At 62.2% G+C, this 12,350-nt stretch carries 12 protein-coding genes; 9 read left to right on the top strand and 3 right to left on the bottom strand.

Annotated elements, in window-relative coordinates; translation table 11 throughout:
* The first annotated feature begins 74 nt into the window (after window positions 1-74).
* Window positions 75-749, top strand: a complete 675-nt coding sequence (locus tag GBK02_RS07795; protein ID WP_203469163.1) for a hypothetical protein — start codon at window positions 75-77, stop codon at window positions 747-749.
* A 24-nt stretch (window positions 750-773) separates the two neighbouring features.
* A complete protein-coding gene (locus GBK02_RS07790) occupies window positions 774-1,181 on the top strand; it encodes a flagellar protein FlaG (RefSeq protein WP_203469162.1) in 408 nt (135 codons plus the stop codon).
* Window positions 1,182-1,248: 67 nt separating this feature from the next.
* On the opposite strand, the gene yaaA is transcribed toward GBK02_RS07790, so the two are convergent.
* Window positions 1,249-2,022, bottom strand: coding sequence for a peroxide stress protein YaaA (gene yaaA / locus GBK02_RS07785; RefSeq protein ID WP_203469333.1), 774 nt, complete (start codon window positions 2,020-2,022; stop codon window positions 1,249-1,251).
* A 78-nt stretch (window positions 2,023-2,100) separates the two neighbouring features.
* On the opposite strand from yaaA, the gene GBK02_RS07780 reads away from it, so the two are divergent.
* The 7 genes from GBK02_RS07780 to bioD are packed head-to-tail and all read left to right on the top strand — an operon-like array spanning window position 2,101 to window position 8,888.
* On the top strand, window positions 2,101-3,273 hold the full coding sequence (locus GBK02_RS07780) for a DUF2863 family protein (RefSeq protein WP_203469161.1): 1,173 nt from the start codon (window positions 2,101-2,103) through the stop codon (window positions 3,271-3,273).
* Window positions 3,273-4,622 carry an adenosylmethionine--8-amino-7-oxononanoate transaminase gene (gene bioA / locus GBK02_RS07775; protein ID WP_203469160.1) on the top strand — a complete coding sequence of 450 codons (1,350 nt, stop codon included), beginning with the start codon at window positions 3,273-3,275 and terminating at the stop codon, window positions 4,620-4,622. Before GBK02_RS07780 ends, bioA begins: the two co-directional genes overlap by 1 nt.
* 30 nt (window positions 4,623-4,652) lie before the next feature.
* Complete coding sequence (locus tag GBK02_RS07770; RefSeq protein WP_203469159.1) at window positions 4,653-5,522, top strand: putative RNA methyltransferase; 870 nt, start codon at window positions 4,653-4,655, stop codon at window positions 5,520-5,522.
* Window positions 5,523-5,562: 40 nt separating this feature from the next.
* The gene (gene bioF, locus GBK02_RS07765) at window positions 5,563-6,729 is read left to right on the top strand and encodes an 8-amino-7-oxononanoate synthase (RefSeq protein WP_203469158.1); all 1,167 of its coding nucleotides are present in this window, start codon (window positions 5,563-5,565) and stop codon (window positions 6,727-6,729) included.
* Window positions 6,726-7,439, top strand: a complete 714-nt coding sequence (locus GBK02_RS07760) for an alpha/beta fold hydrolase (RefSeq protein WP_203469157.1) — start codon at window positions 6,726-6,728, stop codon at window positions 7,437-7,439. Before bioF ends, GBK02_RS07760 begins: the two co-directional genes overlap by 4 nt.
* Window positions 7,432-8,223: a malonyl-ACP O-methyltransferase BioC gene (gene bioC, locus GBK02_RS07755; RefSeq protein ID WP_203469156.1), complete on the top strand. Its 792-nt coding sequence runs from the start codon at window positions 7,432-7,434 to the stop codon at window positions 8,221-8,223. The genes GBK02_RS07760 and bioC overlap by 8 nt, the downstream gene beginning before the upstream one ends.
* The gene (gene bioD / locus GBK02_RS07750; protein WP_203469155.1) at window positions 8,220-8,888 is read left to right on the top strand and encodes a dethiobiotin synthase; all 669 of its coding nucleotides are present in this window, start codon (window positions 8,220-8,222) and stop codon (window positions 8,886-8,888) included. The genes bioC and bioD overlap by 4 nt, the downstream gene beginning before the upstream one ends.
* Here bioD and GBK02_RS07745 read toward each other — a convergent pair.
* Window positions 8,871-9,224, bottom strand: coding sequence for an Hpt domain-containing protein (locus GBK02_RS07745; protein WP_203469154.1), 354 nt, complete (start codon window positions 9,222-9,224; stop codon window positions 8,871-8,873). The two genes, bioD and GBK02_RS07745, sit on opposite strands and share 18 nt — an antisense overlap.
* 25 nt (window positions 9,225-9,249) lie before the next feature.
* A complete protein-coding gene (locus GBK02_RS07740) occupies window positions 9,250-12,348 on the bottom strand; it encodes a PAS domain-containing hybrid sensor histidine kinase/response regulator (protein WP_203469153.1) in 3,099 nt (1,032 codons plus the stop codon).
* Window positions 12,349-12,350 lie beyond the last annotated feature (2 nt).

Below are 12,350 nucleotides of genomic sequence, written 5' to 3'. Positions count from 1 at the left end.
AAAAATTCCTCAAGTTCCCCTAAAACCTGCCGTTGATGAACACGTGACTGCATCGTGCGTCTCGGGAGATGATCATGGACATCAGTAATATCAACAGCAGTACAGTCAGCACCCTCCGCAATAGCGATATCGCGGCCAGTCGTATTGAACGCGAAGGGCGCAAAGATCAGGAAGCACAGGTACGCGTCCCTGAAAACAAAGCCGGCCAGTTACTCAAGGCACTGGAAAAAACACTCGATCAGTCAGGCCTGGCGCCGGCCGCGTCATCGCGCCCCCCGGTTGCAACCGAGACACAAGCCAATGATGCGGAAAGTGCGAGTTCAAAAACCGCCCAGAATGCCGGACAGGCCCTGCCCGAATTCATGAACGCGCTTTTCCAGGCACTGAATGCGACCGGCAACAGTGCGCAACGTACCGAATCGAGTGAAGCAAGCGAGGATGGCAATACCGTTTCCGCCTCACGCCGGACGGATGCTTATAGCGACCTGGCCGGGCGTTTGCAAAATCTTGCCCAATCCCTGGGAACACCGACCGACAGCGGCACCAGCACTACGGGAAGCAGCAAGACCAGCGACCTCGAAACTTCATTCCAGAATCTTGCGCTGGCGCTTCAGGGAAAAACCAGCCCGGAAACCACCACCCAAAGTGCGCCTGACCTGCAAAGTTTTCTGAAAACACTGGCCCACAATCTAAAAAGCGCAGGCAGCAGGCTCGACAGTGCCGGCAATCTTGTCAACACCCAAGCATGAGCGCTGTTTTTTGGAGTATTTGCCATGAGTGAAATGAAACTGAATGCGCCGCTGCCCACACAGGGAACGCAAGCCCTGCGGCAAGGAATGGCGCCCACCGAAGAAAAGCGGATCACGGCCAGTGACAACGCACGCCTGGCAGCCAACGAGGCGAGCAAGGAAGAGAAGTCCGGCGAAACGAAGCAAACCCTGAATCCCAAGCCGAACGCCAAGGAATTGAAGCAGCTGACCGAGGAGTTGCAACGCCGGGTTGGTGGCGCAGGTTCTCAGCTTGAGTTTTCGATCGACAAGGAAAGCGGCGAATCCGTCGTCAAGGTTCTCGATCGCCAGACCAAGGAAGTCATTCGCCAGATTCCTTCCGAGGAAATGCTGCGCATTGCGCGCGGCCTGGACCGTTACAAGGAAGGTCTGCTGATTAACAGCCAGGCTTGAAGCAAACATAAAAGGCCCGCCGGCGCTGAATGCCGGCGGGCCTTTTTGATTTCAGACAGCCAGAAATTCAGCTTTCCCGACGACGGAAAACCCAATGTTTTTCGTCCGACACATCCGGCGCATAGGCGTAGCCGTCGCCATCGAAATCCTTCAGCCCTTCCGGATCGCTCAGGCGATTCAGTACGGCATAGCGCGTCATCAGGCCGCGCGCCCGCTTGGCGTAGAAACTGATGATCTTGTACTTGCCGTTCTTCCAGTCTTCGAAGACCGGCTGGATCAAGCGACCGTTGATCTTGCGCCCGACCGCCGCCTTGAAATACTCCTCGGAAGCGAGGTTGACCGCGACAGGATGGGCCATGGCGCCGAGTTCGGCATTGATCGCGTCAAGCAGCGTTTCACCCCAGAAGGTGTAGAGATCCTTGCCTGCCTTGTTGGCGAACTTGGTGCCCATTTCCAGCCGGTAGGGCTGAATCAGGTCGAGCGGCTTGAGGATGCCGTAGAGACCGGACAGGATGCGCACCTGGCTTTGCGCAAAGTCGAGATCGGCGGCGCTCAGGGTCTTGGCGCTCAGGCCATCGTAGACGTCGCCGTCGAAAGCAAGCACCGCCTGCTTGGCATTGTCCGGGGAAAACGGCAGCGACCACTCGGCATAACGATTGAAATTGAGCAGCGCCAACGGGTCGGACAAATCCATCAAATTGGCGATATCGGCCGGCGACAGCTTGCGCAACTGCTTGATCAGCGTCTCGGATTGTTTCAAGTAAGCCGGCAGCGTATGCGTGGCAACGTGCGGCGGCGTCTTGTAGTCGAGCGATTTGGCGGGGGAAAGGAAGATCAGCATGAGGTGAATTTTGTGCATTGCGATACGCCGGATTTTACCGGCTGGTAAAATCCTGTCTTTGTATTTTCTGGAACACCCATGAAACGAACCCGCTTCGGCTCGCGCGACCGTCTTTCCCGCGATGCTGCAGAACTCCAGCGTCTGGCCACCGGTCTTTCCGAATCCGGCGGCAAGCTGGAAGACAGTTACTGGGAAGCCCAGCTTGCTGAAACCGTCGACAGCCTGCTCAAGAATGGCGCTGAAGACGACATTAATACCGCCCTGGATCGCCTGTTCGAAGCCAATCCGCGCGCCCATGACGAACTGGCCGACATGGTCGAGTCACGCGCCGAAACCGGACAACTCGAATTCAAGGGCATCGATTTCGATATCCAGCTTTTTGCCGCCCCGGTACTGGCCTGGTCGCGCTTTTCGATTCCGGCCTGTTCGCTGCCCAAAGCCACGCTTGAAGCCCTGAAAGTGCAACTCGGCGCCCACGTTTTCGGCGGCGATGTGCGTATTGCGCTGGCCGATTTCCTGTTCAGCCCGGACCAGTTGCCGCGCAGTTTCTGCGACACCTGGCAACTGACCCGGACGCTGGGCCACGCCACGCTGGCCGGTGAGCATGTCACGGTCGACACGCAGGGCATGGCCGAAACCAACCGTTTCCTGTCCGATGTCCGTTACCTCGTCGGCGCCATTGCCGTGCCGCGCGGCAAAGCGCTGTTCCGCTGGAACGAGAAGGATGGCAACAAGGAAGCCGCGCTCAAGGAATGGATCAAGCAAGGCAGCCCGAACCTCGAACCGCTGCTCACCGGTTGCGCCTGGCAACCACTGCTGGCCGATGCTTACCACGCCGCCTGCCGCAATGCCGACCGCCTGTCGCGCCCGTACTCGCTGAAAGCCTCGGTTGCCTTCCTGCAAACCATGCTCGGCCTGATGCCGGCCGACATCCGCGCTGTCGTCGGCCCATGTTACGACCGCCGGATGGAGGAATACCGCGTCGGCCTCGGCCCGAAGGACAAGGACGACACTTACCACGGCATCGTCTGGCCGCTGCTCGGCGCCGAAGACGAAGCAACCGATGCGGCCGGCGAAATCGAAGCTGTGCTGCGCGAATGCGGCGTCAAGGACGTGCTTTTCCTCGACCACCATTTCCCGATGGAATTCTGCGACGACTGCGGCGCCCCGCTCTTCCCCAACCGGGAAGCCGAGCTGGTGCACGCCGAAATGCCGGAACAAGCCGGCGAAAGTTCGCAAGCGCTGCACTGATGAAAAAAACGTCGAATCAGGACTGGCTGGCGCGCAGCCAGGCCGCCGTCTGGCACCCATGCACGCAGATGCAGCACCACGCGCAGACGGCCTCGCCGTCGCATCTGCCGCTCGTCCCGATTGCCCGCGGCAGCGGCGCCTGGCTCTATGACTTTGACGGCAAGCGCTACCTCGACGGCATCAGTTCGTGGTGGACCAACCTCTTCGGCCACGCCAATCCACGCATCAATGCCGCATTGCGCGATCAACTGGAGACGCTTGAGCACGTCATGCTGGCCGGCTTCACGCACCAGCCGGTGGTCGAGCTTTCCGAGCGTTTATCGGCGTTGACCGCAGGATCGCTCGGCCACGCCTTCTACGCCTCGGACGGTGCCTCGGCGACCGAGATCGCGCTGAAGATGAGTTTTCATTACTGGCGCAACGTCGGCCGCCCGGAGAAGGCCGAATTTCTCTGCCTGGCCGGCAGCTACCACGGCGAAACGGTCGGTGCGCTGGCCGTCACCGACGTTGCCATTTTCAAGGACGCCTACGCGCCGCTGGTGCGCCACGCCGCGCACGTCCTGCCCTCGCCCGACTTCCGCCTCGGCGAACCCGGCGAAACACCGGCCGACGTCGCCCGCCGCGCCGCCGCCGGCCTCGCCGACTGGCTGGAGAAAAACGGCGAGCGCACCGCCGCGCTGATCGTCGAACCGCTGATCCAGGGCGCCGCCGGCATGGCTATGTACGACCCGGAATACCTGCGCCTCGCCCGCCAACTCTGCGACCAGCACGAAGTGCACCTGATCTGCGACGAAATCGCCGTCGGCTGCGGCCGTACCGGGACCTTCTTCGCGCATGAACAAGCAGAAATCCGGCCCGACCTGATGTGCCTGTCGAAAGGCATTTCCGGCGGTTATCTGCCGCTCTCCATCGTGCTGTCGAGCGACACGATCTACAACGCCTTCCTCGATGATTCGGTGGCTCGCGCCTTCCTGCATTCGCATTCCTACACCGGCAATGCGCTGGCCTGCCGGGCAGCGCTGGCCACGCTCGACATCTTTGCCGAAGACGACACTATCGCGGTCAACCGCCAGAAATCGGCCAAAATCGCCGCCGCCCTCGCCCCGCTGGCCGACCATCCGCAAGTCCGCCATCTGCGCCAGCGCGGCATGATCGCTGCCTTCGACGTGATCAGTGACGACCCGCACTTCTCGCGCCGCTTCTATCGCGCTGCGCTGGAGCGCGAAGCGCTGGTCCGGCCGATGGGCAACGCCCTCTACCTGATGCCGCCCTACATCGTCAGCGACGAAGAAATCGCCCACCTCGGCGAGGCCGTTGCCGGCGCACTGGCTGCGACATTGGCCGGCTAAGGCAAGCACGCATCCGGCCAGACATCGTCCATGACCATTGCCGCCTTCACCCACCTCGCCTGCCCACTCGACGGCGCACCGCTACATTGCCACGGCACCGCCTGGCGCTGTGCTTCCGGACACAGTTTCGACGTCGCCAGCCAGGGCTACACCAACCTGCTGCCGGTCCAGAACAAGCGTTCGCTCGACCCGGGCGACAGCAAGGAGATGGTCGCCGCCCGCCGGCGCTATCTCAATGCCGGCTACTACCAGCCGATTGCCGAACTGCTCAGCCGAGCCGTGCTGAACCAACTGCCGCCGAACACGACGCTGAACTGCCTCGACGCCGGCAGCGGCGAAGGCTACTACCTGCGCCAACTGGCGGCCGCTGCCGAAAATCAGGGGCAATCGCTCAATCTGCTCGGGCTGGATATCTCGAAATGGGCCGTGCTCGCCGCCGCCAAGCAAGACAAGCGTCCCGGCTGGGTGGTCGGCAGCAACGCCAATCTGCCGGTGCTGCCGAGCACGCTGGATCGCGTGCTGTGCCTGTTCGGTTTCCCGGTCTACAGCGAATTTGCCCGCGTTTTGAAACCCGGCGGCCAGTTGATCCAGATCGATGCCGGACCGGACCACCTGCGCGAACTGCGCGAAATCATTTACCCGCAACTCAAAGCCGAGCGGCCATCCGAAAACATCGTCCCGGCCGGATTCTGCGCCCTGCCCGGCGACAGCGTCCGTTTCTCGCTGAGCATCAGCGGCCGGGAACCGATTGCCGACCTGCTGGCGATGACGCCGCACCTTTATCGGGCCAGCGCCGAAGGCCGCGCCCGAGCCGCCGCGCTGAGCGAACTGAGTTTCACCGTCGATGTCCGCCTGACGCGCTTCTCTCGCGACATGGCTGACGGACTGAGCGACGCGTGATCTGAGCGACAATAGACGATGCCCCGGACCCGGAAAACCCATGACCATTGAATCCAGACTGCGCAGCGAACTCGACGAACTGGCCGACCTTGGCCTGACCCGCCGCCGCCGCGTGCTGGCCTCGCCTTGCGGTCGGATGGCCACGGTCGACGGCCGGCAACTGCTCAATTTCGCCAGCAACGACTATCTTGGACTGGCCGGCAACCCGATCATCGCGCAGGCCATGGCTGACGGCGCATTGCGCTGGGGAGCCGGCAGCGGCGCCTCGCACCTGGTCAGCGGTCACCTGGCGCCGCACGAACAGATCGAACAGGAAATCGCCGGCTTTCTCGGTTTTCCACGCGTCCTGACCTTCTCGACCGGCTATCTGGCCAACCTCGCCACCGTCCCGACACTGGCCGGCCGCGGCGCCGCCGTATTCGCCGACAAGCTCAATCACGCCTCGCTGATCGATGCCGTGCAACTGGCCAAGGTGCAGGGTGCCGAGAGCCACCGCTACGCGCACAACGATGTCGCGGCGCTCGAACGACTACTCGCCGCCAGCAATGCACCGACCAAGGTCATCGTCACCGATGCCGTGTTCAGCATGGACGGCGACCTGGCCCCGCTGCCGCTGATTCTCGAACTGGCCGAACGTTACGACGCCTGGCTGGTGATCGATGACGCACACGGTTTCGGCGTACTCGGCGCACACGGCAAAGGCAGCCTGGCACACTTCAACCTGCCGGCCTCGCCGCGCATCCTGCTGATGGGCACGCTCGGCAAGGCGGCCGGCGTCGGCGGTGCGTTTGTCGCCGGCTCCGAAATCGCCATCGAATACCTGCTGCAACGCGCCCGCAGCTATATTTTCACGACGGCAGCACCGCCGGCCGTCGCCTGCGCACTGTCTGCCAGCCTGGAAATCATCCGTCAGGGCGACGCCCTGCGCAGCCATCTGATGGCCCGCATCGGCCAGTTGCGCCAGGGCCTGCATGGTCTGCCATGGACGCTGCTGGCCTCACCGACCGCCATCCAGGCACTCATCGTCGGCGAGAACGAAGCCGCACTGACCCTGTCGAAAGCGCTCTGGGAACGCGGCCTGTGGACCCCGGCGATTCGCCCGCCCACCGTCCCGAAAGGCACGGCGCGCCTGCGTATTTCGCTGTCTGCTGCCCACACGGCAGCCGATATCGAGCAACTGATCAACGCACTCAAGGAACTGGCATGACCGCTCCGCTTGTTTTCATTCCTGGCTGGTGCCTCGGCCGCGGGCCGCTCAATGCTGCGGTCGACGCGCTAAACGGCCGTTTTTTCGACCTGCCCGGCTATGGCGACGCCCCGCTGATCGAAGATTTCGACGCGGCAGCCGCCGATGTCGCAGCGCGTCTGGCACCCGGCAGCACGCTTTGCGGCTGGTCGCTCGGCGCCCAGCTGGCGCTTGCCGTTGCCGCACTGGCGCCGGAGAAGGTCGGCAAACTGGTCCTGGTCGCCGGCACAGCCTCTTTCGTTCAACGCGACGGTTGGCCGCACGGCATGCCCCTGCCGATGCTGGCCGAATTCACCGCCGCCATCGCAGCCGACCCGGAAGCCATGCTGCCGCGCTTCGTCGGTGGCTTCAACCGCGGCGATGCCAAGGCCAAATCGGTCACCCACGACCTGCTTCAACTGGCTGATCCACGCCCGTCCGGCCAGGTACTCGGCACCGGCCTGGCCTGGCTGCGCGACGTCGATCTGCGGCAAGCCGCCGGACAGGTCAAGGCGCCAAGCCTGCTGCTCAACGGCTCGGCCGATCCGCTGATGCCGCTGCCGGCCGCCCAGGCCTTGAGCGCACTGATTCCCGGCGCCCGTCTTGAAGTATTCAACGACTGCGCCCACGCGCCATTCATCTCGCAACCCGACGAATTCATCGCCCGGATATCGACCTTCCTGAATGACTGATTTTCCGCCATCCGCAACGGACAAGCACCCGCCCAAGCGCCGCATCCGCCAGTCCTTCGAACGCGCCGCGGCGACTTACGACAGCGCCGCCGATGTCCAGCGCCGCATCTGCTGCCGCCTCGTTGCCGGACTGCCGGCAGGGCTCGCCCCCAGCCGCCTGCTCGACGCAGGCTGCGGCACGGGTTATGCCCGTAGCCTGCTTGAAACACGCTTTCCCGCTGCCGACTACATCGGGCTCGACCTGTCGCCCGGCATGCTGTCCCGAATCGATGCCGACAAGCTGCGCATCGCCGGGGATCTGGAACATCTGCCGCTGACCGATGCCTGTGTTGATCTGTACTGGAGCAGCCTGGCTGTGCAATGGTGCGAATTGTCCAAAGCCCTGAGCGAAGCCCGCCGCGTGCTGCGCCCCGGCGGCCGGATCGCGCTGGCCAGTCTCGGTCCGAAAACCTTCCACGAACTGCGCCAGGCTTTTGCCGGCGTCGATGAATACCGCCACACGCTGGCCTTTCATACGGCGGAGGAAATCGAAAAACTGGCCCAAGCCAGCGGTCTTGTTGCGGTCGACGTGCAAAACAGCACGGAAATCGCCCATTACCCGGATTTCCGCAGCCTGCTCAAGGCCGTCAAGGCGATCGGCGCCAATCAGTTGGGCGATGGCCGGCGCACCAGCCTGATGAGCCGCAGCAGCTTCAATCGCGCCGAAGCCGCTTTCGAAGCCAGCCGCACGCCGGCCGGATTGCCGCTGACCTACGACGTACTCACCCTTTCAGCCCAGACATGAGCCCAGCCTACTTCCTGACCGGGACCGATACCGAAATCGGCAAGACCTTCATCACCTGCGCCCTGCTCCACAAGGCGGCGCAATCCGGCCTCAAGGCAGCCGGCCTGAAACCGGTCGCGGCCGGTACCGATGCGGCCGGTTTGAATGAAGACGTGGAGAACATCCGGGCCGCCAGTTCGCTCAAATTGCCGCTCAAGGTCGTCAATCCCTACTGTTTCAAGGCCGCCATTGCACCGCACATTGCCGCCGCAGAAGAAGCCGTCGAAATCGATTTCTCCGTGATCAAGGCCGCTTGCCGCGAGGCCGGATCGCAGTCCGACCTGCTGATCGTCGAAGGTGTGGGCGGATTTCGCGTTCCGCTGGGTGTCGACCGCGACAGCGCCGATCTGGCCGTGGCGCTCAATCTGCCGATCATTTTTGTCGTCGGCATGCGCCTCGGCTGCATCAACCATGCCTTGCTGACGATTGATGCGATTGCGGCACGCGGCCTGAGCGTCGCCGGCTGGGTTGCCAACCGGATCGACCCGGCCATGTCACGCTTCGACGAAAACCTGGCCACCCTGGAAAAGCTGATCCCGGCACCGCTGCTTGGTGTCGTGCCGCATGCACCGGCCGGCGGCGCTGCCGGCGCGGCGACTTTCCTGCAATTACCCGGCGACGCCTGATTCAGCCTGCAGGACGCCGGCAACTTCCAGCAGGCGGGCGCGCAGGGCGGCCACGTCGTCGGTCAGAACGACCGTATTGCCGAACTTGGCTTTCTGCTCGATGGCGAATGCCATGGCTGCGCCTGCATCATCGGAAAATGTCGAGAGCAGGCCCTTGATCGTATGTGCTTCGCGCTGCAGGGTTTTTGCATCGCTCGCAGCCATGGCGGCATCGAGCGCCGCACAATTGTTGTCGACATCCTGCAAATACATGTCGAGCATCATTGCGAGAATATCCTGATCGCCCCCAAGCCGATCGAGAATGACGCGACGATCCAGTACAAATGCTTCAGCCACTATCTCTCTCCCGCTCGGCAATGCTTTATGCAATTTGTTGAGTGTAGCAGGCCGCAATGGCCGCCAGCAATTCGTCCAGCCGGATGGGTTTTGAAACATAACCATCCATGCCGCCGGCAAGGCAACGCTCACGGTCGCCCGCCATCGCATTCGCCGTCATCGCAATGATCGGCACATGCTTGCCGCTGCCGGCTTCGCGCCGCCGAATTTCTGCGGTCGCGGCCAGGCCATCCATGACCGGCATCTGAAGGTCCATCAGGATCACATCGAAATCCTGCCCAGCGGAGCGGTCGACCGCGACAGCACCGTTTTCCGCCACGCTCAGGCGGTGACCTTGTTTGCGCAACAGGGCGAGCGCCAATTTTTGATTGACCGGGTTGTCTTCGACCAACAGGATATTCAGGCCGTCCAACGGCGGCACAGCGCTCGGCAACGATGCTTCGACGCCTGCCACGTCCTTCGTTTTTTCAAGCATGCCGGCCAGCGTTTCAAACACCTCATCGCAAACCAGCGGTTTGGTCAGGAAAGCCGGCACGCCCAGTTCGCGACAACGCTGCGCATCGCGCCCGAATGTGGTCGCCGGAATCATCATCAGCACAGGCGGCGCAAAGGAAAGCTCGGCCAGGGCACCCAGCAGCGCAAAACCGTCTCCGTCGGGCAGCGCCGAATCGAGCACGATCAGGCAAAACGGATCAGCCGCGTCAAATGCCTGACGCAGCGCCGCCGGCACCGCTTGCGTATGGTCGAATAGCGTCGTCGTGAATCCCCAGGACTGCAGCATGCTGCCCATCGCTTCTCGCGTCGCCGCCAGATCATCGACAACCAGCACACGCCGCCCCTGGAATCCGGCCGGCAAAGCCTGTGCTGGCGGTGCGTTGCGTGGCTGCCCGGCGGTCAGGGTAAAGCTGAAATCGCTGCCCTGCCCTTCCGTACTCTCGACCCAGATACGCCCGCCCATCAGGCTGACCAGCTTGCTGCAGATGGTCAGCCCCAGCCCGGTCCCACCGAAGCGGCGGGCCACCGATGAATCCGCCTGGGAAAAAGCTTCAAAAATTGTCTCCAGCTTGCCAGCAGGAATGCCGATGCCGGTATCGCTGACCGTAAACCGCAGGCACAGCCCGCCGTTCTCTTCGCCATCCAGGCTGACCTTGAGCCGGATATGGCCACGATCGGTGAATTTGATGGCATTGCCCAGCAGATTGATGATCAGTTGCCGCAAACGTCCGGGATCACTTTCGATCCATGTCGGCACCGCCGGGTCGATATCGACGACCAGTTCGAGTTTTTTCTGCTCGCAGCGCAAGCCGAGCGGCTTGACCACTTCGCGCAGCAAGGCCGGCAACGGGAAGCGAATCTGCTCGACGGTCATCTTGCCCGCCTCGATTTTGGAGAAATCGAGAATATCGTTGATCAACACCAGCAAGGCATCGGCCGATGAGCGGACCATTTCGAGGTATTGCCGCTGCTCGTCGTCCAGCCGTGTTTCCAGGGCCAGCGCGGTCATCCCGATGATGCCATTCATCGGCGTGCGAATTTCGTGGCTCATGTTGGCGAGAAAATCGCTTTTCGCCCGATTGGCCGTCTCGGCGACATCGCGGGCTTCACGCAACTCTTCCGCCGCCAGCTTGCGGCCGGTGATGTCGTGGAACAGCCAGAGATGGCCACGACAATCTTCCGGCTGCGGATGGAAGGGGAAAAGATAAATCGGGAAATATTCGAAAGCCAGAATCCGGCCATCGGCCAGTTGCAGCTCGCGTTCGGTCGACAATTCGCCCGCCTCGACGATCCTGACCGCGTCCTCAAGAAAACCTGGGGCGTCGAGAACGCTATCCCGACATGCTTCGAACAGTTCTCGCGACGGCTTGCCGGCAATATCCATCGAGATGTCGTCGATGCCGAGGAGGCCGAACAAAGCCTGGTTCGCCATCACCGTCCGGTGCTGCTCATCTTCGACCAGCACCCCGGAATGCATGCTTTCAATCAAGGCCGACAGACGCGAACTGGTCGACAGCAAATACTCTTCATCCCGCTTGCGCAGCGTGATGTCCTGGAAGGCAACGACCGTACCGGCAAACTGCCCGTTTTCAAAAAGCGGTACCGAGACAACCGAAATCGGGAAGACATGGCCATCGCGCGCGGTGAAGGCGTCGAATTCGGAACGGAAAGGATGGCATGCGGCAACCGGGGCGTGCATCGGACATTCATCGCGACTGAGCGGCAAGCCGGAAGCCGTCTTGAAATGAATCGCGGCATGCAGGTCCTGCCCCAGCAACTCATCGCGCGACCAGCCAAGCAGCCGTTCGGCTTCGGCGTTCATGAAGGTGCAACGCCCTTCGGCATCCGCCGCAACCACCCCTTCGCCGAGCGCATCGGTCAGGCTTTTCAGGAAGAGATTCTGCTTCTCGATGTGAGCTTCCTGATGCATCAAGCGAATGGAAACGCGATTCAAGGAAGCAACCAGGCTGCCGATTTCCAGATTGCCGTGGAAGACCGGTAACTGTTTGCCGCGGTCAACATCGAGCCGGGCGGCAAATTGGGCTGCCGCCTCAAGCACCCGCATCGACCGGGCAAGCAGGAGCAGCAGCAGCAAGACGGAAGCGACAATCGCCAGCGCACCGGCGACCAGGCTGTCGCGCCACATGTGGCTGCGTTGTTCGTCAAGCCGGGCCAGGCTGATTTCGATACGCACCCAACCAACCGCCCCTTCGCCCGGCAAAGGCTGCCAGACAACCTTCTGGCCGGCGATCTCTTGTTCATGGCCGGCACTGGCCGGCAAATCGAATGCCTTGTTGCTGATGTCGGAAAAAACCTGGCCATCATCTTCTTTGCGGACACCGGCCAGCGAACGTCCATCCGGACCGATGACATGGATCGCGCGGGCATCCGGATAAGTCGCAATCGGGGAAAGCAGGCGGTTCAGTTCGCCACGACTGGCCCGCGCAAGATCGGCGGCAATGATTTCTGCCAGACTGCGCGCCAGGACTTCGGTCTGGCGCGTCATCATTTGTTCACCGTTTTCGCTCTGCTCGTTTACCGTGTAGGCGGTATATAACGCCACGATAAGAACGAACAGCATGGAAACGACCAGCGCAATCTGGTGGCTGAAGCGACGCAGGATCAACACAA

The organism is Dechloromonas sp. TW-R-39-2, from assembly GCF_016864195.1.
GTDB lineage: Bacteria > Pseudomonadota > Gammaproteobacteria > Burkholderiales > Rhodocyclaceae > Azonexus.
This window is presented reverse-complemented; position numbering and strand designations above follow the sequence as displayed.